The sequence below is a fragment of the Proteus terrae subsp. cibarius genome (assembly GCF_011045835.1).
Classification (GTDB): Bacteria; Pseudomonadota; Gammaproteobacteria; order Enterobacterales; family Enterobacteriaceae; genus Proteus; species Proteus cibarius.
In genome coordinates this window covers 46,083-71,416 of sequence record NZ_CP047350.1, presented here as the reverse complement: position 1 = coordinate 71,416, position 25,334 = coordinate 46,083, and the positions used below count along the sequence as shown (strand labels likewise).

The window sequence follows — 25,334 nt, the reverse complement described above, 5'->3', positions numbered from 1 at the left end:
TTAGCCCACCTTCTCTAATAGTTCTTCCAACACCGCCTCAACTTCTTTGGCCGCGACATGTCCATAGCGAAGCTCCCAGACAGGGATGCCATCAGTCGTCGCCGTATCGAGCGGAGGCCGGTGCATAATTTTGTTCTCAAACAACAGATCCGGAACTGTGTTCTCCAGCGACTTGAGGGCTTTGTCGTGATTGACAGAGCGGTCCATGTCGTTGATCACGATGCCCAGGATCTCCAAATCTTGGTTGTACGCCTCGCGCACACCAATAATCGTGTTCAGGAGACCTTCTACGCCGTCCACAGCGAAGCCAGAGAGCTTTACTGGACATGCCACATGGGTAGACATCACCAACGCTGCCACCAGCTTTCTGCCGAGGCTAGGCGGACAATCAATCAGCACGTAGTCGTAGTTCTCAAACAGCTCAGCCAAATGGCGAGCCGGATTCATGGCCTGGTCAAGAGGCACAGCCTCCATCTCAAACAGATCCGGGTCGTTTTTCGGCGTATGAATGAGGTCTGCACCGCAAGGGCAGTGCATGACCTCAATGCCGTCCAGCTCGTAAGCGAACAGCTCTGCGGTTTTGGTTCCTGTGAGGATGGGCTCGTAGTCACCATCCTCAAGCTCTCGTCTGGGGGCCAGTCGAGAGGACGTGTTCCCCTGACCATCCATATCCAAGACCAGCACTTTCTTTTTCTTCTGTAACGCCAGATAAAAGGCCTGCTGGATACAGAGGGTACTCTTACCCACTCCGCCTTTCTGGTTGGCGAAGCTGATTACTTTTGCCATACCCACCTCTATTTTGGTTTCTCGCAGGTGATCAAGACCACCCCCAAACTTTCACATGTGAAAGATTGTAGCGATCATAAAATGATACTGCAATATCTAATTATGGTTCTGTTAAAACAAACTTTAAACAAAAAAACGGCCATGAAGGCCGCTTATTGACAAGGTTTGTGCTGTCAGCGCAATTGATTTGCTGCTCCAAGCCCATTCGCCAATAACTGCATCGCATCGTTGAACAGCGCGGAGCCCCGTTCCGGTGTGAGCAATTCCGGCATATCTTCTCGCGGCCAAGTACCGGCTACTTGAATGAGCAAACTGGCAGCCCAGTGGATCTGCTTTTCTTCACTTTCATCGGCCAGAGTGCATACGACGGGGAAACCGTACTTACGCCCCCAGCGACTCACCTCTTTGAACGATACCAGCTCAGGCTTTTGCAAATCCCGGCTGTAGGCCTCAGCTATCATGTGGTTCAGTTCTTTAGCGTCCATTTATCCCACTCTATTGTAAACAAGGCATTTTTATCTTTTATATTCAATGGCTTATTTTCCTGCTAATTGGTAATACCATGAAAAATACCATGCTCAGAAAAGGCTTAACAATATTTTGAAAAATTGCCTACTGAGCGCTGCCGCACAGCTCCATAGGCCGCTTTCCTGGCTTTGCTTCCAGATGTATGCTATTCTGCTCCTGCAGCTAATGGATCACCGCAAACAGGTTACTCGCCTGGGGATTCCCTTTCGACCCGAGCATCCGTATGAGACTCATGCTCGATTATTATTATTATAGAAGCCCCCATGAATAAATCGCTCATCATTTTCGGCATCGTCAACATAACCTCGGACAGTTTCTCCGATGGAGGCCGGTATCTGGCGCCAGACGCAGCCATTGCGCAGGCGCGTAAGCTGATGGCCGAGGGGGCAGATGTGATCGACCTCGGTCCGGCATCCAGCAATCCCGACGCCGCGCCTGTTTCGTCCGACACAGAAATCGCGCGTATCGCGCCGGTGCTGGACGCGCTCAAGGCAGATGGCATTCCCGTCTCGCTCGACAGTTATCAACCCGCGACGCAAGCCTATGCCTTGTCGCGTGGTGTGGCCTATCTCAATGATATTCGCGGTTTTCCAGACGCTGCGTTCTATCCGCAATTGGCGAAATCATCTGCCAAACTCGTCGTTATGCATTCGGTGCAAGACGGGCAGGCAGATCGGCGCGAGGCACCCGCTGGCGACATCATGGATCACATTGCGGCGTTCTTTGACGCGCGCATCGCGGCGCTGACGGGTGCCGGTATCAAACGCAACCGCCTTGTCCTTGATCCCGGCATGGGGTTTTTTCTGGGGGCTGCTCCCGAAACCTCGCTCTCGGTGCTGGCGCGGTTCGATGAATTGCGGCTGCGCTTCGATTTGCCGGTGCTTCTGTCTGTTTCGCGCAAATCCTTTCTGCGCGCGCTCACAGGCCGTGGTCCGGGGGATGTCGGGGCCGCGACACTCGCTGCAGAGCTTGCCGCCGCCGCAGGTGGAGCTGACTTCATCCGCACACACGAGCCGCGCCCCTTGCGCGACGGGCTGGCGGTATTGGCGGCGCTGAAAGAAACCGCAAGAATTCGTTAACTGCACATTCGGGATATTTCTCTATATTCGCGCTTCATCAGAAAACTGAAGGAACCTCCATTGAATCGAACTAATATTTTTTTTGGTGAATCGCATTCTGACTGGTTGCCTGTCAGAGGCGGAGAATCTGGTGATTTTGTTTTTCGACGTGGTGACGGGCATGCCTTCGCGAAAATCGCACCTGCTTCCCGCCGCGGTGAGCTCGCTGGAGAGCGTGACCGCCTCATTTGGCTCAAAGGTCGAGGTGTGGCTTGCCCCGAGGTCATCAACTGGCAGGAGGAACAGGAGGGTGCATGCTTGGTGATAACGGCAATTCCGGGAGTACCGGCGGCTGATCTGTCTGGAGCGGATTTGCTCAAAGCGTGGCCGTCAATGGGGCAGCAACTTGGCGCTGTTCACAGCCTATCGGTTGATCAATGTCCGTTTGAGCGCAGGCTGTCGCGAATGTTCGGACGCGCCGTTGATGTGGTGTCCCGCAATGCCGTCAATCCCGACTTCTTACCGGACGAGGACAAGAGTACGCCGCAGCTCGATCTTTTGGCTCGTGTCGAACGAGAGCTACCGGTGCGGCTCGACCAAGAGCGCACCGATATGGTTGTTTGCCATGGTGATCCCTGCATGCCGAACTTCATGGTGGACCCTAAAACTCTTCAATGCACGGGTCTGATCGACCTTGGGCGGCTCGGAACAGCAGATCGCTATGCCGATTTGGCACTCATGATTGCTAACGCCGAAGAGAACTGGGCAGCGCCAGATGAAGCAGAGCGCGCCTTCGCTGTCCTATTCAATGTATTGGGGATCGAAGCCCCCGACCGCGAACGCCTTGCCTTCTATCTGCGATTGGACCCTCTGACTTGGGGTTGATGTTCATGCCGCCTGTTTTTCCTGCTCATTGGCACGTTTCGCAACCTGTTCTCATTGCGGACACCTTTTCCAGCCTCGTTTGGAAAGTTTCATTGCCAGACGGGACTCCTGCAATCGTCAAGGGATTGAAACCTATAGAAGACATTGCTGATGAACTGCGCGGGGCCGACTATCTGGTATGGCGCAATGGGAGGGGAGCAGTCCGGTTGCTCGGTCGTGAGAACAATCTGATGTTGCTCGAATATGCCGGGGAGCGAATGCTCTCTCACATCGTTGCCGAGCACGGCGACTACCAGGCGACCGAAATTGCAGCGGAACTAATGGCGAAGCTGTATGCCGCATCTGAGGAACCCCTGCCTTCTGCCCTTCTCCCGATCCGGGATCGCTTTGCAGCTTTGTTTCAGCGGGCGCGCGATGATCAAAACGCAGGTTGTCAAACTGACTACGTCCACGCGGCGATTATAGCCGATCAAATGATGAGCAATGCCTCGGAACTGCGTGGGCTACATGGCGATCTGCATCATGAAAACATCATGTTCTCCAGTCGCGGCTGGCTGGTGATAGATCCCGTCGGTCTGGTCGGTGAAGTGGGCTTTGGCGCCGCCAATATGTTCTACGATCCGGCTGACAGAGACGACCTTTGTCTCGATCCTAGACGCATTGCACAGATGGCGGACGCATTCTCTCGTGCGCTGGACGTCGATCCGCGTCGCCTGCTCGACCAGGCGTACGCTTATGGGTGCCTTTCCGCAGCTTGGAACGCGGATGGAGAAGAGGAGCAACGCGATCTAGCTATCGCGGCCGCGATCAAGCAGGTGCGACAGACGTCATACTAGATATCAAGCGACTTCTCCTATCCCCTGGGAACACATCAATCTCACCGGAGAATATCGCTGGCCAAAGCCTTAGCGTAGGATTCCGCCCCTTCCCGCAAACGACCCCAAACAGGAAACGCAGCTGAAACGGGAAGCTCAACACCCACTGACGCATGGGTTGTTCAGGCAGTACTTCATCAACCAGCAAGGCGGCACTTTCGGCCATCCGCCGCGCCCCACAGCTCGGGCAGAAACCGCGACGCTTACAGCTGAAAGCGACCAGGTGCTCGGCGTGGCAAGACTCGCAGCGAACCCGTAGAAAGCCATGCTCCAGCCGCCCGCATTGGAGAAATTCTTCAAATTCCCGTTGCACATAGCCCGGCAATTCCTTTCCCTGCTCTGCCATAAGCGCAGCGAATGCCGGGTAATACTCGTCAACGATCTGATAGAGAAGGGTTTGCTCGGGTCGGTGGCTCTGGTAACGACCAGTATCCCGATCCCGGCTGGCCGTCCTGGCCGCCACATGAGGCATGTTCCGCGTCCTTGCAATACTGTGTTTACATACAGTCTATCGCTTAGCGGAAAGTTCTTTTACCCTCAGCCGAAATGCCTGCCGTTGCTAGACATTGCCAGCCAGTGCCCGTCACTCCGCGGTCTTCACTGCGTGATCGAGTTGATCGACACCCGCCGTGACACGCTCCATGAAGTGCCTGCCTGCGTCTGTTAGCCGAACGCCCCGCGCATGGCGCTCAAATAGCAGGACACCAAGGTTATCCTCCAGCGCTTTCACACGCGCGCTGACGCTCGACTGGCTGATACCAAGTGCCTTGGCCGCATGCCGAAAATTCAGATGCTCGGCGACGGCGATGAACTGAACAAGGGAAATGAGCGGTATCCTGCCAGACAGGATACCGACATTCACGAGGTTTCGATGGTTAGTGCGCCGCATCGGAGCGGGCCTGCTACCAGTCGTCGGTTAGACGACTGGCGACTTCTCGGTGGCAGCCCCACGGAGCCGAAGGAGCACCAGCCCCAACGAAACCAGTACCGCCATCGCCGTGGCGTAACAGATCACGGGCCACGCTGTGTCACCGTTTAAAAGTGCCACCGCCAATGTCCCGACAATGCTGACTATCAGGCTTTGAACGCAGAAGTAGAACGCGACCGCTGATCCCGCGATGTCGTCGAACTCTGCCAAAGCGCCGTTCGCGGTAACGGACACCGTGAAGACAATACCGACCGCGACAACCCACATCGGTAGGATGAAGGTGAGGAATGACGGCGAGCCGTAAAGTTCGCCGATCCCCAACAGGACCGCTCCGCAAACAAGCAACGCCATCCCACGCGCCACGCATCCTGCGATGCCCCATCTGGCGACAAAGGACTTCGCGAAACGGGTTGTCACGATCATTACAAGCGCGACAGTGGCGAAGGCAAAGCTGAATCCGATCTCGGAATATTCCGCTTGGCCTATGAGCACACGGGGAGCCGTCGAGAAGAAGACGAAGTAGGTGCCCATACCGGCGCTAAAGCCGACAGTGTAAACCCAAAAAGCCGGACTCGCGAAGATCGGCAAGACAGATCGGCGCGTCTTGACTTGATCCAGAGGGCGGGTTTCGTGCCACCTGAAACCCGCATTTAGGAGTGCGAGCATCGCCAGTATAGCCAAAGTAATGAATATCGCCTGCCATCCCAAGAACTCGCCGATCAATACTCCGGCGATAGGGCCGAGCGCAGGCACGAACGCCAGCATCGAACTGAAAAGGCCGTAGATGACGACACCCTCAGGACGGTTGGCATAAACGTCGCGAACCGTCGCGAACGTCGCCACCAGCATGGCCGACGCGCCCACTGCTTGAAGTAGACGGAAAGCGACAAAGGCCGGTGCAGTTGAAGACCAAGCTGCTCCCAGAGACGCAATGACGAAAGCCGTTGCGCCCGCAAGTAGAATTGGCCGTCGCCCGATTCTGTCTGAGAGCGGACCAAAAATCACCTGGCCCACGCCGAGCATCACCATATAGAGGCTCAACGTGAGTTGGATCATAGCGGGCGTCGTGTTCAGGATGCCGGGCATCGCTGGAACGACAGGGAGATAAATATCCATCGCCAGTGAAGCGAGGATGTCGAAAGGAGCCATCAGCAGCAGTGCTGCCGGCAGCGTATAGGCCCACGCGGGGCGTGTGGTGGTCATGACGAATCAACCCTCGATTAAGATTAAGGAATACCGGGCGACGTCTGCTCGTCAGCAATCAGATGAGACTAGCCTTACAGAGCGCCGCAACAACAATACTGGTTGTTGCGGCTTACTTGTCTGCTGACTTGGAATTTCCCATCTGATTACTCCACGCTTACGAATATGAATTGCTACATTTTATCAGATTATCTTTTGCTTCGCAATGCGGCATGGGCGCACTCAGCGTTCCAGCCCCCTCTGCCGCCCTAACTGCCACGACACCGACCCGCCCTGCACGATGCCCATAACCTCGCGGCCGAGTTGGCGGTCGATGATCGGCCGCCACGGGACAAGGGTGAACTCATGGGATTTCTCGACCACGGCGAACTTGCCGCTCGATAGATGCACGGTTCCGGTAAACTTGCCGCTGACGCTCTCGCCGTCCGTGGCGGCGCGGAACGGCAGGCCCTTACTCAAAGCCATATCCGATCCGACGCCGGCTACCTCGCGCTCCCGCAGGATGGCGAGAAGGTTGCGCCGGTCCAGCCAGGTCGCGCCGTCCGATCCGATCTGTTTGTTCAGATCGACCGGGGAAAGGACGCGAACGCTGGCCTGACTGTCTCGGCCGGCGTCATGGGCGGCGGCACGGCTGACCAGATCATCGGGGATGCGCCATTGGTCGGCGTCGATCCGCTCGACGATACCGGCCCGGCGTAGCGCCTCCAGCCGGCGCACATGGGCATCGACATAGCCCTCATAGTCGCCGCCTGGAACGCGGCACGTATAGGAAGAATAAACGCCCTTTTCACCCAAGTCCAACAGCTTTGGACCGCAGTTGACTCTTTCGACACCCCTGCGATGCAACCCAATCCGGCTGACGGGGAGCCAGCAACGCTGAAAATTTACCCTCCTCTTTCCCACTAGCGGCTCCTTTTCCGACAACCAGCACGGCGGATCCCTGCCGCGGCGCTGTGAACGCAGCATTTTGATTGGTATCGTTGGCCTTCAGGCTCGTCAGTCAAACAGACCCAGGAGCAGCTCAGCCGGTGGCGCCCGGCTTTCGGGTAACGCCCTGGTCCCGCTGGTTTCGGCTTTGTGCTTCAGGTGATCAAGGATCTGCTTGATCACTATAGGGTCTTCAATGCAGGCGATGACTTTCATGGCGCCGCCGCAGCCGCTGCAGGTCTCGATGTCGATATTGAAAACACGCTTGAGCCGTTGCGCCCATGTCATCGACGCTCGCCGTTGTGCTGGTGTTGCCGGTTCATCAGCCACCCTGACCTTGTTGCCCCTGCCCCGTTTTGCCGGCGTGACCAACGCCCGGTGCCGACTGTTGGGTGCGAACACCCCGTGGAAGCGGGTTAGGTTGACTCTGGGCTTCGGTACCAGGGCGGCCAGCCTTGCAATGAAATCCAATGGTTCGAAAATGACGTGCGTGGTGCCGTCCCGGTACGGCGTCTTGAGCTGGTAGCGCACGTTGCCGCCTCGTGTTAACGACAGCCGCTTCTCGGATACCGCCGGGCGGCTGATGTAGTGGCACAGCCGTTCGAGTTTGCTGCGCTCATGGGCCTTGGCCGCTACGCCGGCATGTAGCGAGAAACCGGCAACCTTACCGGGCATGTCACCAAACTGATCTTCCGGGTCGCAGGCGGGCAGTGTCTGCAGGGTGAACACCTTGCGCCCTGCCTGTGGCCCCACGGCGATGCGATACGTGATGGAATGCCCCAGCAGTGGAGTCATCGCATCTTCATCCACCGCATCCAAGGCCAGGTAACTGTTTTCAGCATCCCGCTCCAGTAGGCCTTGCCGCTCCAAATAGCGGCCGACCCGATGGGCGATGGTGTGCGCCAGTTGGGTGAGTTCGGCGCTGGTCGGCGCCCTGACCCAGAGGAACCGGGCTGTTCCATTGGGACGCTCAACGTACACGCCATCGAGGAACAGCATGTGAAAGTGAATGTTGAGGTTCAGTGCACTGCCGAAGCGCTGGATCAGGGTGACGGCACCGGTCTTGGCCGCTTGGTGGGTATAGCCCGCTTTCTTGACCAGATGCGTGGCGATGACGCGGTAAACGATGCCCAACACCCGGCCCATGACCTCCGGCCGGCTGGCGAACAGAAAGCGCAATTGAAAGGGAAAGCTGAGTACCCATTGGCGCATGGGCTGTACGGGCAGAACCTCATCGACCAGTAGCGCGGCGCTTTCGGCCATACGCCGTGCGCCACAACTAGGACAGAAGCCCCGACGTTTGCAGCTGAACGCAACCAGGTGCTCAGCGTGACACGACTCACAACGCACCCGCAGAAAGCCGTGTTCGAGACGGCCGCATTTGAGGTAGGCGTCAAACTCGCGTTGCACATAACCGGGCAGTTCCCTGCCCTGCGCCGCCAAATGGGCAGCGAACGTCGGGTAGTATTCTTCGACGATCCGATAGAGCAGGGTTTGCTCGGGCCGGTGACGCTGGTAACGACCAGTGTTCTCGTCCCGGCTGGCCATCCTGGCCGCCACTTGGGGCATGATCCGCATCCTTGCGATACTGTGTTTTTATACAGTTTATCGCTCAGCTGCGAGATATTGAAGTCTCAGCTGTGATGCCAGCCAGTGCCAGACATTGCCTGTGAGTGCCAGTCACTCCCACTCGATTGTAAATGAGTGCATATTTCTATTTATTTTCAAACAGTTACAAAGAAGCATATTCACAATACCATCAAAAATACCATGCTCAGAAATTTCTTGTAAAAAAATTTATTTTGAGCGGATAAATGCGCCATTTTACGGCGTATGCAAGTGGCGATAATATTCAGGACAATCCTTACCAAATACATGCAAATTCACCATAGGATGGTGCAATTTCAGCATACGATGCTGATACCACGATGGTTCACGAATCGTCAGCTCATAACCCAATGCTTCCAAAGCTAGAAGATAAGATGCTTCATCTTCAGGATTTTCTACAATCAAATCAATATCAATGATTGGTTTAGCGGCTAAGCCTTCAACTGCTGTTGATCCAACATGATCATAAGCGGACTCAGGTGCGCTTGTGATGGATATGCTCTCAAGTAAGAAAGATGTAGAAGTCACGCCATTGTGGCAGCGCATATTCTGGGGTTCAATTACAGGTGTGATTGCGATCGTTTTACTCTTAAATGGGGGCCTTGGCACCTTACAAGCAGTATCAACAACAACAGCATTCCCATTTAGTATTGTGATATTGATCTCTATTTATGGATTATTTAAAGCTTTGAGAATGGATATCGGGAAGATTGATATTCGCAGTAAAGCGAATATGTATGTTCAGCCAAGTACTCGCGATTCAGGTGGTTGGCAGAAACGTCTTCGTAACGTAACGGTCTATCAACGTCGTGATAACGTCATTAAGTTTATGAATCTTGTGGTATTGCCGGCATTTGAAGATGTCAAAGCCGAGTTTGTGAAGCAAGGTTTAGCTGTGACCATTGATACGGAGAAAGATGATGATATTCGTATCGTGATTGATCATGGTGATAATGCGAACTTTATCTATCGCGTTAAAGCGAAGCATTATCTCAAGCCAAGCTTTACACTATTAGATGAAGAATCCGCGCAGGAAGATCAGAAATATTTCCGTGCAGAAGTTTATCTTGATGATGGTAGTAAAGGTTATGACATCATGGGTTATACCAAAGAGAACATCATGAATGACATTGTTGACCAATATACAAGTCACCATTACTTCATTCAAAACTATGAGATGCGCTCTGACTATGATGTCGGTTCTAATCCGAATGATTAATCAGCCGTCAATCTCTGAACATTTTCTGAGTGTTCTCTGAGAATAGCGTTTAAAGTGGGTATATATCTATACCCACTTTTTTTATTGTCTCAATGTTTTAATATTCAGATTTATTGTCAAAGCGGTTTAAAAAATCTGACAACATAATATCTGCTGAATCATGGCTGGGTCGAATGCTTGCATTCTTTTCACGATCACGCGCCAGCAGTACAAGTCTTCATAACTCTTCATAAGCCCAAATGACTGTAATGACTGTAGTAAGAGTCTTGGTCCATTTTAAGATTGAAGCAGTTATGTGGTGAAATCTGTTTTAAGGACACTTAGTTGGATATTATCAAGAGTTGATTAAAAGCTGGATCGAATACTTGCACGATTTTGAAAATCTCGTGCCAGCAATATAGAGTCTTCAGGAGTTCTTCAGGAGTTTCTTAAGCTGAAATGATGACGAAATTGAATTTATAAGATGATTGTCGTACCATAGATGGCACACAACTCCGGTGTTTTGATGAGGCTTTTGCATGAATAAGTAACTTTTTTAATATATGAATATAACTATGAATAATCATCTATCTCAAGGAGTGCTTTATGGCAAATTTCTTACAGCTTCAATCCGTCTCTTTTAAACAGAATAATGGCGAGACACTTTTTTCTGATTTATCAGGTACTTTTACTGCAAAAATCACAGCGTTGATTGGGCGTAATGGTGTCGGTAAAACAGTATTGGCGCAATTATGTGCGGGTATTTTATTACCCACATCAGGCACTATTCTCAATAGTGACCATGTTTTTTATCTCTCGCAACATTATGTGATTTCAGAAGAGACTACGGTTGCTGAACTATTGGGTATTGATCATGTGATGGCGGCATTACGCAGAATTGAGCAAGGCTCAGTTCTTGAGGAAGATTTTGCAATTGTTGGAGACCAGTGGGCGATTGAAACTGAAGCGCTATCATTATTAGCAAAACTCGGTCTTCCAAATTTATTACTTGATTCCCCGGCGATGATATTAAGTGGTGGGGAGCAGATGCGTATTCGTATTGCAGTTGCATTTCTTTCGCAAAAAGAGATTTTGATTTTAGATGAGCCAAGCAATCATCTTGATCATTCTCAAAAAGAGAAGTTGTGGGATTTAATGCAGTTGTGGACGGGGACAATTATTTTGATCTCTCATGATCGCTTTTTCCTTAACCAATTAACTAATATTGTGGAATTAACGCCGAGTGGGCTTGAATGGTTTACCGGTAGTTATGAAGAATATCGCATCTATAAAGCAGAAGCTGCCGAGAGAGCCGTTGAAATTTTAAATTCTGTTAAATCCCAAGAGAAGCAACGTCAAGCTGTGATTCAGCAGCAAATTGAGAGACAGCAAAAACGCACGAGTGCTGCTAATAAAGCTCGCGGCAATCAGAATCAGGCCAAAATTTTGATGGATGCTCAGAAAAATAGAAGTGATCTAACGAGTGGTAAAACGCAACAAAAACTCGATCGGATTCAAAAAGAGGGGCAATCTCGCATTGATTCTGCAAGGGCAAATCTGGATACTGCCACAAGCATTCATCTGCATCAGATTCCGGCATTAACTAATCAACCTGATATTGCGGTTAAGCTTGAGAATATTCAGCTTCCCTTTATGCCCTCAGATTTGGAAGCCTTGAATCAAGTGATTCGCTCGGGCGAGCGAATTGCCATTGTCGGTGATAATGGAATCGGTAAAACATTATTATTAAAGGTGATCGCCGGTAGTTTATCCCCCGAAAGTGGTCAGGCGACTCATTATGTAAAAACAGCCTATTTAGATCAACATTTAACGATCTTAAATCCGCAACAATCCGTTCTTGAGCAAATATCACAAGGAAGAACAAAAGATGAGATTTCACAGTTGCGTATGCAATTGGCGCAATTGGGATTAACAGCATCTCATATTGAAAGAGAGAGCCAATATTTAAGTGGGGGAGAGAAGTTAAAAGCGGCATTAGCGATGATATTGTATGATCAGACGCCGTCAGGGCTATTACTGCTTGATGAGCCTAGTAACCATTTGGATCTTGAATCACTCTCTGCACTAGAAGCAATGCTGAATCACTATCAAGGCACATTAATCATCATTTCACATGATGCGACTTTTCTATCTAATATCGGCATAGAGTCACAGTTACATAGGGCAGAAAATGGCTGGATAAAGTATCCTTTTCAACCCAAATTTTAATCAGCGTTGAATAACATCACTCACGTATATATTATTCAATCGCAGGGATATTGATGCGCTTTATATGCTTGCGATTGAAATAATAGTTCGGCTATTGTGAGCCTTGAATAACAAGGACAATACGATGAGTGTTATTCATCATCACTTTCGTCATTATTTTGGGCAATAGCGCCTCGTTCCCAAAAGTTTTCAATGCTGTTGATGATATTTCTTTGGATGTTATCAGAATAGGAAGCGACTGCGTAATCTTCATAAAGTTTTGTGACGTATAGGAAGAATAAACGCCCTTTTCACCCAAGTCCAACAGCTTTGGACCGCAGTTGACTCTTTCGACACCCCTGCGATGCAACCCAATCCGGCTGACGTATAGGAAGAATAAACGCCCTTTTCACCCAAGTCCAACAGCTTTGGACCGCAGTTGACTCTTTCGACACCCCTGCGATGCAACCCAATCCGGCTGACGGGGAGCCAGCAACGCTGAAAATTTACCCTCCTCTTTCCCACTAGCGGCTCCTTTTCCGACAACCAGCACGGCGGATCCCTGCCGCGGCGCTGTGAACGCAGCATTTTGATTGGTATCGTTGGCCTTCAGGCTCGTCAGTCAAACAGACCCAGGAGCAGCTCAGCCGGTGGCGCCCGGCTTTCGGGTAACGCCCTGGTCCCGCTGGTTTCGGCTTTGTGCTTCAGGTGATCAAGGATCTGCTTGATCACTATAGGGTCTTCAATGCAGGCGATGACTTTCATGGCGCCGCCGCAGCCGCTGCAGGTCTCGATGTCGATATTGAAAACACGCTTGAGCCGTTGCGCCCATGTCATCGACGCTCGCCGTTGTGCTGGTGTTGCCGGTTCATCAGCCACCCTGACCTTGTTGCCCCTGCCCCGTTTTGCCGGCGTGACCAACGCCCGGTGCCGACTGTTGGGTGCGAACACCCCGTGGAAGCGGGTTAGGTTGACTCTGGGCTTCGGTACCAGGGCGGCCAGCCTTGCAATGAAATCCAATGGTTCGAAAATGACGTGCGTGGTGCCGTCCCGGTACGGCGTCTTGAGCTGGTAGCGCACGTTGCCGCCTCGTGTTAACGACAGCCGCTTCTCGGATACCGCCGGGCGGCTGATGTACCGGCACAGCCGTTCGAGCTTCTTGCGTTCATCGGCCCTGGCCGCCACGCCGGCGTGCAGGCTGGACCCGGCTACCTTGCCAATCCCGTCACCGAACGGATCACCACTGGTCGGCAGAGTTTGCAAAGTGAACACCTTTCGCCCCGCCTGTGAACCGACAGCGATACGGTAAGTGATCGAGTGCCCCAGCAGGGGTGTCATCGGGTCGTCATCCACCGCATCCGAGGCCAGATAGCTGTTTTCGACATCCCGTTCCAGCAGGCCTTGCCGTTCCAGATAGCGACCCACCCGGTGGGCGATGGTGTGCGTCAGCTGGGTGAGCTCTGGGCTGGTCGGCGCCTTGACCCAGCGGAAACGCGCTGAGCCGTGGGATTGCTCGACATACACACCGTCGAGAAACAGCATGTGGAAGTGAACATTCAGATTGAGCGCCGATCCAAAACGCTGGATCAGGGTGACCGCGCCCGTCTTGGCCACTTGGTGGGTATGGCCCGCTTTCTTGACCAGGTGCGTGGCAATGACGCGGTAAACGATGCCCAGCACCCACCCCATGATCTCGGGCCGGCTGGCAAACAGGAAACGCAGCTGAAACGGGAAGCTCAACACCCACTGACGCATGGGTTGTTCAGGCAGTACTTCATCAACCAGCAAGGCGGCACTTTCGGCCATCCGCCGCGCCCCACAGCTCGGGCAGAAACCGCGACGCTTACAGCTGAAAGCGACCAGGTGCTCGGCGTGGCAAGACTCGCAGCGAACCCGTAGAAAGCCATGCTCCAGCCGCCCGCATTGGAGAAATTCTTCAAATTCCCGTTGCACATAGCCCGGCAATTCCTTTCCCTGCTCTGCCATAAGCGCAGCGAATGCCGGGTAATACTCGTCAACGATCTGATAGAGAAGGGTTTGCTCGGGTCGGTGGCTCTGGTAACGACCAGTATCCCGATCCCGGCTGGCCGTCCTGGCCGCCACATGAGGCATGTTCCGCGTCCTTGCAATACTGTGTTTACATACAGTCTATCGCTTAGCGGAAAGTTCTTTTACCCTCAGCCGAAATGCCTGCCGTTGCTAGACATTGCCAGCCAGTGCCCGTCACTCCCACTCAATAGTTGCCGGCGGCTTTGAGGAAACATCGTAGGTTACCCGCGAAATACCGGGAATCTCATTAATGATGCGGCTAGAAACCGTTTCTAAAAACTCATACGGCAAGTGTGCCCAGCGCGCTGTCATAAAATCGATAGTTTCTACTGCGCGCAATGCCACCACATACTCATAGCGGCGGGCATCGCCCACTACGCCAACCGACTTCACTGGCAAGAATACAGCGAAGGCTTGGCTGGTTTTGTGATACAGGTCAGCGGCATACAGCTCTTCGATAAAGATGGCATCAGCCAAGCGCAACCTGTCGGCATATTCTTTTTTTACTTCGCCAAGAATACGCACACCCAAGCCAGGGCCAGGGAAGGGATGACGGTAAACCATGTCGTAGGGCAGACCTAACTCCATACCGATCTTGCGCACCTCATCTTTAAACAGCTCGCGCAGCGGCTCCACCAGCTTGAGCGTCATAACACATTGATATTAGCTTCAATCTCTAAACCGTTGATTTGGAAATACATAATACCCTATTTGTTCATTCTTTTGTTATTTGTTGTATGTTGCGTTATTCCATCAATAATTTTATTCCAATCTTCGAAATGTAGTTCGTGTCCGGTTCCATCAAGCGTTATTAGTTTTGAGCCGTTTATCTTTTCAAGTAAAACTGCTGAATTCTTAAAATGCCATATTTTATCGTCCGTTCCGTGTACAATTAAGGTTGGTTGATTGATTTCGCTCAATCTGTTCCAGTATTCTTCACCACCTTGCAGTGCCGCATGATTGAACATACTTATATAGTTATTAGCTCTTTTAAATTCGGCTCTAATCAGTTTTTCACTTCTTTGTTTGTCAAATTGTTTCCTGCCGCTCATCAATTCAGCACCTTGAATTAAATAATTTGCCACACTGTCTTCATTTGTCCAATCTACGGTTTCAGCTTTTCCGTGAAAATCTAAAATACGCGTATCCATTTCAGGAATTGTGGGGTCTGAGTCGCCCCAAGGACCTGTTGAGATTAGTGTTATTGAACTTACCCTGTCGGCATATTTTATTGATGCTATTTGAGAAATCAGTCCGCCCAGTGAAATTCCCACAAAATTGGCTTTGACTATTTTATAGCCGTCCAAAATTGAAATAGCATCATGGGTTAAGTCAACAATATCATAGGGGGTTGAACCCGGTTCGTAATTAGTAGATTTTCCTACGTCCCTATTGTCGTAGCGAATAACAAAAAATCCCTTTTCAGATAGTTTCTGGCAAAATTCAGCATCCCAATACAACATGGATACCGTTGCTCCCGCAATCAAGAGTATTGCCGGATCTTTTTCACATCCAAAACTTTCGGTAAAAAGTCTTATTCCGTTTTTTTCAACTATTTTCTCTTTCATTTCCTCGCCTTTCTGTTTTATAGATTCATTAGTTTTTGGAAAGAAAAGTCGAGGCTGAACATTTCCGTTTCGTTTATTATTGATTCTGCCTGTGCTTCTCTTCCATAAGCAAACATTTGCTGTTCATAATTTTCAATAGCCTCTTCAATGCTGTTAAATTTCCCATTGGTCAGATTATCCGACAATATCAAGGCATCCATCAACCCACTGTTTACGCCTTGTCCTGCAAAAGGAGGCATCAAATGAGCAGCATCTCCAATCATCGTTATGGGTAATGGACGCTTACTTTTCCAAGACTTATCTAAGGGAAATATTCGTGTCGCTAACCCTACAAAAGATGATGTCAAACGAATCAGTTCTTTGTAGCGTTCGTCCCAATCGGAAAATTTTTTCAGGAGAAAATCAACGACACTATTTCTGTCTTGAAAATCTACCCGCGTTTTGCTTTTCCATTCATCAGGTGTTTTAAAACTTATTCCAAAATGCAATGCACCATTATTATTAGGATTCGCAAATAATAAATTACCTTGATGAGCAGCCATTAGCCGGTTTCCATTGCAAAGCTGAAAAAATCCAGGACAGTTCACCTCCGGTTGATGAATATCGGCTTGTATATTGAAAGTACCTGTTTCTTCAACTTCCGTGTCGGTAACAAATTTTCTTACTTTAGACATTCCACCATTGGCAATAATAACCAGATCTGCTGTTTCACTCGATTTATCCTCAAAAGTTAGTATCCACTTCTCCTTATCAGGTTCAAGGGTAACAAGTTTTCTATCCCAAATGACGGTATCATTTTGTAAACTATTTAATAGGATAGTCCTTAAGTCATTTCTGTTTATTTCAGGATTGTCAAAACGATTTTCGGGTCTTACATTTTTTGTGGTTAAAATATTGCCCTTTTCATCAACAATATTTACACCCATTGGTAAAGCTAAGTCATAATAAGTTTGTAACAATCCCGCTCTTTTCATTGCTTCCTGTCCCGAATCCCTGTGCAGATCAAGTGTCCCACCAAAAATCCTTGCATCTTGGTCTTTGTCTCTCTCGTAAACTGTAATGTCCACGCCGTTTTGCTGTAACAATCTCGCCATTGTTAATCCAACAGGCCCGGCACCAATTATTGTAATTTTTTTATGTTTTAGTAAAGTCATATTCTTGTTCGCTGGTTTTAATGTCAACTAATGTCTGTCAATTTAATCACTTTGTTTTTTTTAAATTCAAACACGGATTTTCCTGATAACTTTAGCTTTTGCCCTTTTTTTAAGCCGTTCGGAAAGTCAATTGCTAAAATTGCTGTATAATCAATTTCTATTTCAGTGCTGTTGTCAAAATGCCTAAACGATTTAACTGTCTGTGTTCTCTTTGCAAAGTATGTTTTTGCTGTTTCTGCCTGTTGTTTAAACGCTGTTAACCCTTTCAGCGATAAACTTATATCATTATTTTGAATGTTTTCAAAAACAATATTATCGTCAAGGTCTGCAACCATTTTTTTGATATCAAATTGGTTGTATCCATCGATGTAGTTATTGATGATGTTTACTCTGTCGGTCATATTTTGTAATTATTTATCGGTTACATATTGGTGTTGTCTGTAGGTTGTTCTACGATAATTGCCAACTTTTAACTTCTATACGAAGGAACATGTTGGGATACTTGAACTTTCGATTTAGCGCCAACACGAGCAAACCGAAGTTAGCACCTACTCTCTATTCAGCATATTTTTTAAAAATACTTGTGGCAATGTGTCCGCCAAAACCAAAAGTATTACTCATTGCGTAATTCACTTGCCGTTGTTGTGATTGGTGTAACGTCAAGTTAAATATATCCCTATATTCAGGTTCAATATCTACCGAATTGATTGTTGGCGGAACAATGTTATTCTGAACAACGTATAGGAAGAATAAACGCCCTTTTCACCCAAGTCCAACAGCTTTGGACCGCAGTTGACTCTTTCGACACCCCTGCGATGCAACCCAATCCGGCTGACGGGGAGCCAGCAACGCTGAAAATTTACCCTCCTCTTTCCCACTAGCGGCTCCTTTTCCGACAACCAGCACGGCGGATCCCTGCCGCGGCGCTGTGAACGCAGCATTTTGATTGGTATCGTTGGCCTTCAGGCTCGTCAGTCAAACAGACCCAGGAGCAGCTCAGCCGGTGGCGCCCGGCTTTCGGGTAACGCCCTGGTCCCGCTGGTTTCGGCTTTGTGCTTCAGGTGATCAAGGATCTGCTTGATCACTATAGGGTCTTCAATGCAGGCGATGACTTTCATGGCGCCGCCGCAGCCGCTGCAGGTCTCGATGTCGATATTGAAAACACGCTTGAGCCGTTGCGCCCATGTCATCGACGCTCGCCGTTGTGCTGGTGTTGCCGGTTCATCAGCCACCCTGACCTTGTTGCCCCTGCCCCGTTTTGCCGGCGTGACCAACGCCCGGTGCCGACTGTTGGGTGCGAACACCCCGTGGAAGCGGGTTAGGTTGACTCTGGGCTTCGGTACCAGGGCGGCCAGCCTTGCAATGAAATCCAATGGTTCGAAAATGACGTGCGTGGTGCCGTCCCGGTACGGCGTCTTGAGCTGGTAGCGCACGTTGCCGCCTCGTGTTAACGACAGCCGCTTCTCGGATACCGCCGGGCGGCTGATGTAGTGGCACAGCCGTTCGAGTTTGCTGCGCTCATGGGCCTTGGCCGCTACGCCGGCATGTAGCGAGAAACCGGCAACCTTACCGGGCATGTCACCAAACTGATCTTCCGGGTCGCAGGCGGGCAGTGTCTGCAGGGTGAACACCTTGCGCCCTGCCTGTGGCCCCACGGCGATGCGATACGTGATGGAATGCCCCAGCAGTGGAGTCATCGCATCTTCATCCACCGCATCCAAGGCCAGGTAACTGTTTTCAGCATCCCGCTCCAGTAGGCCTTGCCGCTCCAAATAGCGGCCGACCCGATGGGCGATGGTGTGCGCCAGTTGGGTGAGTTCGGCGCTGGTCGGCGCCCTGACCCAGAGGAACCGGGCTGTTCCATTGGGACGCTCAACGTACACGCCATCGAGGAACAGCATGTGAAAGTGAATGTTGAGGTTCAGTGCACTGCCGAAGCGCTGGATCAGGGTGACGGCACCGGTCTTGGCCGCTTGGTGGGTATAGCCCGCTTTCTTGACCAGATGCGTGGCGATGACGCGGTAAACGATGCCCAACACCCGGCCCATGACCTCCGGCCGGCTGGCGAACAGAAAGCGCAATTGAAAGGGAAAGCTGAGTACCCATTGGCGCATGGGCTGTACGGGCAGAACCTCATCGACCAGTAGCGCGGCGCTTTCGGCCATACGCCGTGCGCCACAACTAGGACAGAAGCCCCGACGTTTGCAGCTGAACGCAACCAGGTGCTCAGCGTGACACGACTCACAACGCACCCGCAGAAAGCCGTGTTCGAGACGGCCGCATTTGAGGTAGGCGTCAAACTCGCGTTGCACATAACCGGGCAGTTCCCTGCCCTGCGCCGCCAAATGGGCAGCGAACGTCGGGTAGTATTCTTCGACGATCCGATAGAGCAGGGTTTGCTCGGGCCGGTGACGCTGGTAACGACCAGTGTTCTCGTCCCGGCTGGCCATCCTGGCCGCCACTTGGGGCATGATCCGCATCCTTGCGATACTGTGTTTTTATACAGTTTATCGCTCAGCTGCGAGATATTGAAGTCTCAGCTGTGATGCCAGCCAGTGCCAGACATTGCCTGTGAGTGCCAGTCACTCCCACTCTATTGTAAATAGAGTTGAGTACTCTATGAAATAAAAGGGGCGAACAAAAAAGAAAGCTGCCTATTCTTTTACGAATAAGCAATTTTTCAGCACGGCAGAACTGAACCTTTGCGGGGAATATCCTTTACAAGTCATTTTTATTTAACTATTTTCGAAACCACTCTAAAATGTATTGTGTTTTCCTAATATATTTGCTAAAATATATGCTAAAATATATTAAGTATTGCCTTGTATAGAATTAGAGTACGCAACTCTATGAAAAATACGAGTTTACCAATAACGATACACCCAACGGCAACAAAAAATCAAATAGCCACACGGGTAAAGGAGTAGGCTATTGGAACGCAACATAAAAGACTCTCAAAATTTTTTACACAATGCCCAACTAGTAAATAAACTAGTCGGACTTAGCAATATAACTTGCGATGATTTGGTTTATGAAATCGGACCCGGCAAAGGAATTATCACTCGAGCCTTACTTGGACGCTGTAGACAAGTTGTTGCGATAGAGTACGACGCGGAATTGTACAGGCGATTGCTTGAGCAATTAAAGGGGCACGAGGATTTAGTTCTGCTGAACAGGGACTTTCTAACAGTAGATTTGCCGAGCGAGCCGTACAAAGTTTTTTCTAACATACCATTCAACATGACTGCGGATATTTTGAGCAAACTTTTGACGACGGGAAGGACGCCCGAGGATTTATATCTCGTCATGCAACAAGAGGCGGTATATAAGTACGCAGGTGAGCCTTTGTGCCAAGATGGATTTAAGTCGCTACTTTTTAAGCCGATTTACGAAATCAAAGTCATTCACAACTTTGATAAAGCGGACTTTTCGCCAAGCCCGAATGTATCAATATTTTTTGTGAACTTTCACAAAAAAGAATACTGCGACATAAAAAAATTGCCGCTAATCGACTACTGGGATTTCTTGGCTTTTGTATATTCCGCGCCAGGCAGATTTTTTAAGGAAAAAACAAAAAAAGTTTTTTCATACGAACAACAAAAGCGGATACGAAAGCAAATCGATCTTCACGAGGAGGCGTTTATTTCGGAATGGACATACAAACAATGGCTTGCCATGTTTGATGTATACTCTAAAATGGTTTCGCCAGAAAAAAAGAAATTGGTTATAGGCGCATATAGCCGATTGATTGCCGAGCAGGCAAAACTCGACAAACTACATCGTGACAGGAGCAAAAAGTATTAGCCGATGGCAAGCGTAACCTTTAAGAAAATAAACAAGGTTTACGACGGAAAAGTACAAGCCCTAAAAGACATAGAACTGAAAATCAATGCGCAAGATTTTTTAGTGATTGTGAGTATAGGAAGAATAAACGCCGTTTTTCTCCAAGTCCAGCCACTGTAGACCGCGAATGACGGCCTGCTTTGCCAGTGGGTGATTCTGAATCCGGCCCGTGTAGCCATCGATCCCGCCGAAAATTTACCCGTTTTTCCCGACAGCCGGGGCCAACCCAAGCCGCCGGCATAACGCATCCCTGCCGCGGCTGAATTACCGCAGCATCGTGATCGGAATCGTTTGGGACGGGTCAGTCAAACAGACCCAGGAGCAGCTCAGCCGGTGGCGCCCGGCTTTCGGGTAACGCCCTGGTCCCGCTGGTTTCGGCTTTGTGCTTCAGGTGATCAAGGATCTGCTTGATCACTATAGGGTCTTCAATGCAGGCGATGACTTTCATGGCGCCGCCGCAGCCGCTGCAGGTCTCGATGTCGATATTGAAAACACGCTTGAGCCGTTGCGCCCATGTCATCGACGCTCGCCGTTGTGCTGGTGTTGCCGGTTCATCAGCCACCCTGACCTTGTTGCCCCTGCCCCGTTTTGCCGGCGTGACCAACGCCCGGTGCCGACTGTTGGGTGCGAACACCCCGTGGAAGCGGGTTAGGTTGACTCTGGGCTTCGGTACCAGGGCGGCCAGCCTTGCAATGAAATCCAATGGTTCGAAAATGACGTGCGTGGTGCCGTCCCGGTACGGCGTCTTGAGCTGGTAGCGCACGTTGCCGCCTCGTGTTAACGACAGCCGCTTCTCGGATACCGCCGGGCGGCTGATGTACCGGCACAGCCGTTCGAGCTTCTTGCGTTCATCGGCCCTGGCCGCCACGCCGGCGTGCAGGCTGGACCCGGCTACCTTGCCAATCCCGTCACCGAACGGATCACCACTGGTCGGCAGAGTTTGCAAAGTGAACACCTTTCGCCCCGCCTGTGAACCGACAGCGATACGGTAAGTGATCGAGTGCCCCAGCAGGGGTGTCATCGGGTCGTCATCCACCGCATCCGAGGCCAGATAGCTGTTTTCGACATCCCGTTCCAGCAGGCCTTGCCGTTCCAGATAGCGACCCACCCGGTGGGCGATGGTGTGCGTCAGCTGGGTGAGCTCTGGGCTGGTCGGCGCCTTGACCCAGCGGAAACGCGCTGAGCCGTGGGATTGCTCGACATACACACCGTCGAGAAACAGCATGTGGAAGTGAACATTCAGATTGAGCGCCGATCCAAAACGCTGGATCAGGGTGACCGCGCCCGTCTTGGCCACTTGGTGGGTATGGCCCGCTTTCTTGACCAGGTGCCAATACCCATCTTTGTATCAACTCCCCTTCCTGCCCGGCATCCCCGCAATTGATGACTTCAGAACAAGATGCTACCAATTTTTCAATAACAGCAAATTGCCTTTTTACTCCATCGTTATCAATTAGTTTAATGCCAAATTTTTTAGGTACAATTGGCAGATCTTCCAATTTCCAGTATTTCCAATTTTCTTTGTAATCATGGGGTTCATTCAATGTACACAGATGGCCAAAAGTCCAGGTTACCCAATAGCCATTTCCTTCATAAAAGCCGTTGTTGCGTTGTTTTGCACCAATTACTTCGGCAATATCTTTTGCCACAGAAGGTTTTTCAGCTATACATAAAATCATAAGGAGGCAAAGTTAGTAAGGTCGTTGAAGTTTTGAAACCGTTACATACAAAACATTTCAACAAAAACAGTAAGTTTTAGAGTTATTTACGTGTATATTTTTTTATTTCAAAAGCAAAAGCGTGTTTTTCATCAATACCCTGTTTCAGTACAGTTTCACTATTCCACTCAGATTCAGAAAATTTAGGAAAAAAAGTATCTGCGTCAAACACTCCATCTACTTGTGTGATATACATTTCTTGAAGGATGTTTCGCTGCATAACTTCTGCATAAATTTGTCCCCCACCAATGATGAAAACAGTTCTTTCGGTTTCATTTTTATAGAACTCTAAACATTCAGTAAGTGAAAAAAAGACATGAGCTCCTGGTGCTTGATAGCCGATTTGGTGAGTTAAAACGGCATTTTCACGATTTGGCAAGGGTCTAAATTTCTCAGGAATAGATTCATAATTTTTACGTCCGGTTATTACTACATGACCTGTTGAAGTTTCTTTAAAGAATTTCATATCAGCCGGCAATTTCCATAACAAATCGTTGTCTTTACCAATGCCAAAATTTTTATCCATGGCAACAATTAATGATAGTTTCATAATGATCGGTATTGAATAATTAATTTTTTATTTGAGGCATTAAGCACATGCAATAATTTCTCAATTGGTTTTTTCACCTTTTCTTTCAAATGTAACTCATCTGCAGTTTGAATCATACGTATAGGAAGAATAAACGCCCTTTTCACCCAAGTCCAACAGCTTTGGACCGCAGTTGACTCTTTCGACACCCCTGCGATGCAACCCAATCCGGCTGACGGGGAGCCAGCAACGCTGAAAATTTACCCTCCTCTTTCCCACTAGCGGCTCCTTTTCCGACAACCAGCACGGCGGATCCCTGCCGCGGCGCTGTGAACGCAGCATTTTGATTGGTATCGTTGGCCTTCAGGCTCGTCAGTCAAACAGACCCAGGAGCAGCTCAGCCGGTGGCGCCCGGCTTTCGGGTAACGCCCTGGTCCCGCTGGTTTCGGCTTTGTGCTTCAGGTGATCAAGGATCTGCTTGATCACTATAGGGTCTTCAATGCAGGCGATGACTTTCATGGCGCCGCCGCAGCCGCTGCAGGTCTCGATGTCGATATTGAAAACACGCTTGAGCCGTTGCGCCCATGTCATCGACGCTCGCCGTTGTGCTGGTGTTGCCGGTTCATCAGCCACCCTGACCTTGTTGCCCCTGCCCCGTTTTGCCGGCGTGACCAACGCCCGGTGCCGACTGTTGGGTGCGAACACCCCGTGGAAGCGGGTTAGGTTGACTCTGGGCTTCGGTACCAGGGCGGCCAGCCTTGCAATGAAATCCAATGGTTCGAAAATGACGTGCGTGGTGCCGTCCCGGTACGGCGTCTTGAGCTGGTAGCGCACGTTGCCGCCTCGTGTTAACGACAGCCGCTTCTCGGATACCGCCGGGCGGCTGATGTACCGGCACAGCCGTTCGAGCTTCTTGCGTTCATCGGCCCTGGCCGCCACGCCGGCGTGCAGGCTGGACCCGGCTACCTTGCCAATCCCGTCACCGAACGGATCACCACTGGTCGGCAGAGTTTGCAAAGTGAACACCTTTCGCCCCGCCTGTGAACCGACAGCGATACGGTAAGTGATCGAGTGCCCCAGCAGGGGTGTCATCGGGTCGTCATCCACCGCATCCGAGGCCAGATAGCTGTTTTCGACATCCCGTTCCAGCAGGCCTTGCCGTTCCAGATAGCGACCCACCCGGTGGGCGATGGTGTGCGTCAGCTGGGTGAGCTCTGGGCTGGTCGGCGCCTTGACCCAGCGGAAACGCGCTGAGCCGTGGGATTGCTCGACATACACACCGTCGAGAAACAGCATGTGGAAGTGAACATTCAGATTGAGCGCCGATCCAAAACGCTGGATCAGGGTGACCGCGCCCGTCTTGGCCACTTGGTGGGTATGGCCCGCTTTCTTGACCAGGTGCGTGGCAATGACGCGGTAAACGATGCCCAGCACCCACCCCATGATCTCGGGCCGGCTGGCAAACAGGAAACGCAGCTGAAACGGGAAGCTCAACACCCACTGACGCATGGGTTGTTCAGGCAGTACTTCATCAACCAGCAAGGCGGCACTTTCGGCCATCCGCCGCGCCCCACAGCTCGGGCAGAAACCGCGACGCTTACAGCTGAAAGCGACCAGGTGCTCGGCGTGGCAAGACTCGCAGCGAACCCGTAGAAAGCCATGCTCCAGCCGCCCGCATTGGAGAAATTCTTCAAATTCCCGTTGCACATAGCCCGGCAATTCCTTTCCCTGCTCTGCCATAAGCGCAGCGAATGCCGGGTAATACTCGTCAACGATCTGATAGAGAAGGGTTTGCTCGGGTCGGTGGCTCTGGTAACGACCAGTATCCCGATCCCGGCTGGCCGTCCTGGCCGCCACATGAGGCATGTTCCGCGTCCTTGCAATACTGTGTTTACATACAGTCTATCGCTTAGCGGAAAGTTCTTTTACCCTCAGCCGAAATGCCTGCCGTTGCTAGACATTGCCAGCCAGTGCCCGTCACTCCCTGTCGTCTGGGCGTTCCTCTGGGCTAAACATCGACATGATCCGGCGCTTAATATCGCCGTCCTTGTTGACCAGCGTCTTGGTCACGAAGGCCGCGTATTCTTTGGCGTTGTCGTACCCTTTCCAGACCTCGTGGGGGTCAAGAGCGTAGGCGCAAACCCGCCCAGCGACTGGGATTCTGACCAAGGCGCGTTCTGTCTCAAGGTGGGGTTCTAGGGATTTTCCCCTCTAAAAAGACATAATCCTCTGTAGACCACACCAATAAATGGCTGCGGAGGTGGTTTAC

19 protein-coding genes and 7 pseudogenes are annotated in these 25,334 nt (G+C 50.8%); 6 read left to right on the top strand and 20 right to left on the bottom strand.

The features are described from left to right. Positions 1-786, bottom strand: a complete 786-nt coding sequence (locus tag GTH25_RS18500; protein ID WP_001151304.1) for a ParA family protein — start codon at positions 784-786, stop codon at positions 1-3. Positions 787-959: 173 nt separating this feature from the next. Then, the gene (locus GTH25_RS18490) at positions 960-1,271 is read right to left on the bottom strand and encodes a hypothetical protein (protein WP_000338945.1); all 312 of its coding nucleotides are present in this window, start codon (positions 1,269-1,271) and stop codon (positions 960-962) included. A gap of 306 nt (positions 1,272-1,577) precedes the next feature. On the opposite strand from GTH25_RS18490, the gene sul2 reads away from it, so the two are divergent. Genes sul2 through GTH25_RS18470 form a run of 3 tightly spaced genes read left to right on the top strand, consistent with a single transcriptional unit; the run spans position 1,578 to position 4,093 of the window. Continuing rightward, positions 1,578-2,393 (top strand): sulfonamide-resistant dihydropteroate synthase Sul2, encoded by an 816-nt coding sequence (gene sul2, locus GTH25_RS18480; protein WP_001043260.1) that lies wholly within the window; start codon positions 1,578-1,580, stop codon positions 2,391-2,393. Positions 2,394-2,453: 60 nt separating this feature from the next. After that, positions 2,454-3,257 carry an aminoglycoside O-phosphotransferase APH(3'')-Ib gene (aph(3'')-Ib, locus tag GTH25_RS18475; RefSeq protein ID WP_001082319.1) on the top strand — a complete coding sequence of 268 codons (804 nt, stop codon included), beginning with the start codon at positions 2,454-2,456 and terminating at the stop codon, positions 3,255-3,257. After that, positions 3,257-4,093 (top strand): aminoglycoside O-phosphotransferase APH(6)-Id, encoded by an 837-nt coding sequence (locus GTH25_RS18470; RefSeq protein ID WP_000480968.1) that lies wholly within the window; start codon positions 3,257-3,259, stop codon positions 4,091-4,093. The genes aph(3'')-Ib and GTH25_RS18470 overlap by 1 nt, the downstream gene beginning before the upstream one ends. 106 nt (positions 4,094-4,199) lie before the next feature. Here the strand turns inward: GTH25_RS18470 and GTH25_RS18465 are convergent. From GTH25_RS18465 to GTH25_RS18440, 6 genes and pseudogenes are all read right to left on the bottom strand, one after another. Further along, positions 4,200-4,604: pseudogene (locus GTH25_RS18465) on the bottom strand (IS91 family transposase); the annotation flags it as partial. Positions 4,605-4,715: 111 nt separating this feature from the next. Next, positions 4,716-5,021, bottom strand: coding sequence for a LysR family transcriptional regulator (locus tag GTH25_RS18460; protein WP_001255015.1), 306 nt, complete (start codon positions 5,019-5,021; stop codon positions 4,716-4,718). A 27-nt stretch (positions 5,022-5,048) separates the two neighbouring features. Next, positions 5,049-6,263, bottom strand: coding sequence for a chloramphenicol/florfenicol efflux MFS transporter FloR (gene floR, locus GTH25_RS18455; protein WP_000214122.1), 1,215 nt, complete (start codon positions 6,261-6,263; stop codon positions 5,049-5,051). A gap of 222 nt (positions 6,264-6,485) precedes the next feature. Continuing rightward, entirely contained in the window at positions 6,486-7,229 is a 744-nt protein-coding gene (locus GTH25_RS18450; RefSeq protein ID WP_164526956.1) for a DUF3363 domain-containing protein, read from the bottom strand. A 30-nt stretch (positions 7,230-7,259) separates the two neighbouring features. Beyond that, positions 7,260-8,759 (bottom strand): transposase, encoded by a 1,500-nt coding sequence (locus GTH25_RS18445; protein WP_164526953.1) that lies wholly within the window; start codon positions 8,757-8,759, stop codon positions 7,260-7,262. Positions 8,760-9,026: 267 nt separating this feature from the next. Beyond that, positions 9,027-9,263 (bottom strand): annotated as a pseudogene (locus GTH25_RS18440) (GrpB family protein); the annotation flags it as partial. A 25-nt stretch (positions 9,264-9,288) separates the two neighbouring features. On the opposite strand from GTH25_RS18440, the gene GTH25_RS18435 reads away from it, so the two are divergent. Together GTH25_RS18435 and GTH25_RS18430 are read left to right on the top strand one after the other, a co-directional pair. Then, positions 9,289-10,017 carry a BCCT family transporter gene (locus GTH25_RS18435; RefSeq protein ID WP_164526955.1) on the top strand — a complete coding sequence of 243 codons (729 nt, stop codon included), beginning with the start codon at positions 9,289-9,291 and terminating at the stop codon, positions 10,015-10,017. Positions 10,018-10,602: 585 nt separating this feature from the next. After that, positions 10,603-12,225 carry an ABC-F family ATP-binding cassette domain-containing protein gene (locus GTH25_RS18430; protein ID WP_094315248.1) on the top strand — a complete coding sequence of 541 codons (1,623 nt, stop codon included), beginning with the start codon at positions 10,603-10,605 and terminating at the stop codon, positions 12,223-12,225. A gap of 597 nt (positions 12,226-12,822) precedes the next feature. On the opposite strand, the gene GTH25_RS18420 is transcribed toward GTH25_RS18430, so the two are convergent. From GTH25_RS18420 to GTH25_RS18390, 7 genes and pseudogenes are all read right to left on the bottom strand, one after another. Then, positions 12,823-14,316 carry an IS91-like element ISCR2 family transposase gene (locus GTH25_RS18420; RefSeq protein ID WP_001120888.1) on the bottom strand — a complete coding sequence of 498 codons (1,494 nt, stop codon included), beginning with the start codon at positions 14,314-14,316 and terminating at the stop codon, positions 12,823-12,825. A gap of 111 nt (positions 14,317-14,427) precedes the next feature. Beyond that, positions 14,428-14,904 (bottom strand): annotated as a pseudogene (locus tag GTH25_RS18415) (GMP synthase (glutamine-hydrolyzing)); the annotation flags it as partial. Between the two features lie 56 nt (positions 14,905-14,960). Next, entirely contained in the window at positions 14,961-15,821 is an 861-nt protein-coding gene (gene estT, locus GTH25_RS18410) for a macrolide hydrolase EstT (RefSeq protein WP_164526954.1), read from the bottom strand. 17 nt (positions 15,822-15,838) lie between these two features. Further along, positions 15,839-16,975 carry a tetracycline-inactivating monooxygenase Tet(X) gene (tet(X), locus tag GTH25_RS18405; RefSeq protein ID WP_044502094.1) on the bottom strand — a complete coding sequence of 379 codons (1,137 nt, stop codon included), beginning with the start codon at positions 16,973-16,975 and terminating at the stop codon, positions 15,839-15,841. A gap of 23 nt (positions 16,976-16,998) precedes the next feature. Beyond that, positions 16,999-17,376, bottom strand: coding sequence for a hypothetical protein (locus GTH25_RS18400; RefSeq protein WP_044502095.1), 378 nt, complete (start codon positions 17,374-17,376; stop codon positions 16,999-17,001). 154 nt (positions 17,377-17,530) lie between these two features. Next, positions 17,531-17,710, bottom strand: a pseudogene (locus GTH25_RS19270) (beta-ketoacyl synthase); the annotation flags it as partial. A gap of 236 nt (positions 17,711-17,946) precedes the next feature. After that, positions 17,947-19,446, bottom strand: a complete 1,500-nt coding sequence (locus GTH25_RS18390) for a transposase (RefSeq protein WP_164526953.1) — start codon at positions 19,444-19,446, stop codon at positions 17,947-17,949. Positions 19,447-19,906: 460 nt separating this feature from the next. On the opposite strand from GTH25_RS18390, the gene erm reads away from it, so the two are divergent. Continuing rightward, positions 19,907-20,779: a 23S ribosomal RNA methyltransferase Erm gene (erm, locus tag GTH25_RS18385; RefSeq protein ID WP_084929516.1), complete on the top strand. Its 873-nt coding sequence runs from the start codon at positions 19,907-19,909 to the stop codon at positions 20,777-20,779. Between the two features lie 340 nt (positions 20,780-21,119). Here erm and GTH25_RS18380 read toward each other — a convergent pair. The 5 genes and pseudogenes from GTH25_RS18380 to GTH25_RS19310 form a co-directional block, all read right to left on the bottom strand. Continuing rightward, positions 21,120-22,148: pseudogene (locus GTH25_RS18380) on the bottom strand (IS91-like element ISCR2 family transposase); the annotation flags it as partial. A 1-nt stretch (position 22,149) separates the two neighbouring features. Continuing rightward, positions 22,150-22,497 (bottom strand): annotated as a pseudogene (locus GTH25_RS18375) (toprim domain-containing protein); the annotation flags it as partial. Positions 22,498-22,579: 82 nt separating this feature from the next. Then, a complete protein-coding gene (locus tag GTH25_RS18370) occupies positions 22,580-23,092 on the bottom strand; it encodes a dihydrofolate reductase (RefSeq protein WP_086371372.1) in 513 nt (170 codons plus the stop codon). 345 nt (positions 23,093-23,437) lie between these two features. Further along, a complete protein-coding gene (locus tag GTH25_RS18360; RefSeq protein ID WP_001120888.1) occupies positions 23,438-24,931 on the bottom strand; it encodes an IS91-like element ISCR2 family transposase in 1,494 nt (497 codons plus the stop codon). Between the two features lie 111 nt (positions 24,932-25,042). After that, positions 25,043-25,255: pseudogene (locus tag GTH25_RS19310) on the bottom strand (repA); the annotation flags it as partial. Positions 25,256-25,334: the final 79 nt, after the last annotated feature.

Coding starts and splice junctions, on each gene's coding strand:
- floR (WP_000214122.1), bottom strand. CDS start 6,263: ATGACCACCACACGCCCCGCGTGGGCCTATACGCTGCCGGCAGCACTG.
- GTH25_RS18490 (WP_000338945.1), bottom strand. CDS start 1,271: ATGGACGCTAAAGAACTGAACCACATGATAGCTGAGGCCTACAGCCGG.
- sul2 (WP_001043260.1), top strand. CDS start 1,578: ATGAATAAATCGCTCATCATTTTCGGCATCGTCAACATAACCTCGGAC.
- estT (WP_164526954.1), bottom strand. CDS start 15,821: ATGAAAGAGAAAATAGTTGAAAAAAACGGAATAAGACTTTTTACCGAA.
- GTH25_RS18470 (WP_000480968.1), top strand. CDS start 3,257: ATGTTCATGCCGCCTGTTTTTCCTGCTCATTGGCACGTTTCGCAACCT.
- GTH25_RS18435 (WP_164526955.1), top strand. CDS start 9,289: ATGGATATGCTCTCAAGTAAGAAAGATGTAGAAGTCACGCCATTGTGG.
- GTH25_RS18430 (WP_094315248.1), top strand. CDS start 10,603: ATGGCAAATTTCTTACAGCTTCAATCCGTCTCTTTTAAACAGAATAAT.
- GTH25_RS18420 (WP_001120888.1), bottom strand. CDS start 14,316: ATGCCTCATGTGGCGGCCAGGACGGCCAGCCGGGATCGGGATACTGGT.
- GTH25_RS18400 (WP_044502095.1), bottom strand. CDS start 17,376: ATGACCGACAGAGTAAACATCATCAATAACTACATCGATGGATACAAC.
- GTH25_RS18500 (WP_001151304.1), bottom strand. CDS start 786: ATGGCAAAAGTAATCAGCTTCGCCAACCAGAAAGGCGGAGTGGGTAAG.
- GTH25_RS18390 (WP_164526953.1), bottom strand. CDS start 19,446: ATGCCCCAAGTGGCGGCCAGGATGGCCAGCCGGGACGAGAACACTGGT.
- GTH25_RS18445 (WP_164526953.1), bottom strand. CDS start 8,759: ATGCCCCAAGTGGCGGCCAGGATGGCCAGCCGGGACGAGAACACTGGT.
- GTH25_RS18360 (WP_001120888.1), bottom strand. CDS start 24,931: ATGCCTCATGTGGCGGCCAGGACGGCCAGCCGGGATCGGGATACTGGT.
- GTH25_RS18450 (WP_164526956.1), bottom strand. CDS start 7,229: ATGCTGCGTTCACAGCGCCGCGGCAGGGATCCGCCGTGCTGGTTGTCG.
- GTH25_RS18460 (WP_001255015.1), bottom strand. CDS start 5,021: ATGCGGCGCACTAACCATCGAAACCTCGTGAATGTCGGTATCCTGTCT.